General features: G+C 66.2%; 1 pseudogene. It reads right to left on the bottom strand.

Annotation, left to right across the window (positions count from 1 at the left end):
- Positions 1 to 356 (bottom strand): annotated as a pseudogene (locus tag AC1DYG_RS20985) (IS481 family transposase); the annotation flags it as partial.

A 356-nucleotide genomic window follows, 5' to 3' on the forward strand; every position in this document is an offset into this window, starting at 1 on the left:
GCGCAGCACCCCGACCGCGGTCTGTGCGGTTTCGTCATCGTGGATCTCGGCGTAGGCGACGCGGGAGTGGTCGTCGATCACGGTGTGCACGAACGCATGTCCGAGCAGTTCGTTGTGGTGTCGGCTGCGTTTCGTGCCCGGGGTCTGTTGACGGTTCYTGCGGCCCTTGACGCGTCCGACAAAACGCCAGCCGCCGCCGTCGGGGATGTTGCCGAGCTTCTTCACATCGACGTGGATCATCGATCCCGGATGCGGGTGTTCGTAGCGGCGGATGACCTCGCCGGTGCGGATGTCGATGTGCGAGAGCCGGTTCAGGCGGCAGCGGACCAGGACTGCGTGCACGGTCGAGGCGGGCA

Source organism: Pedococcus sp. P1_H8 (assembly GCF_056405175.1).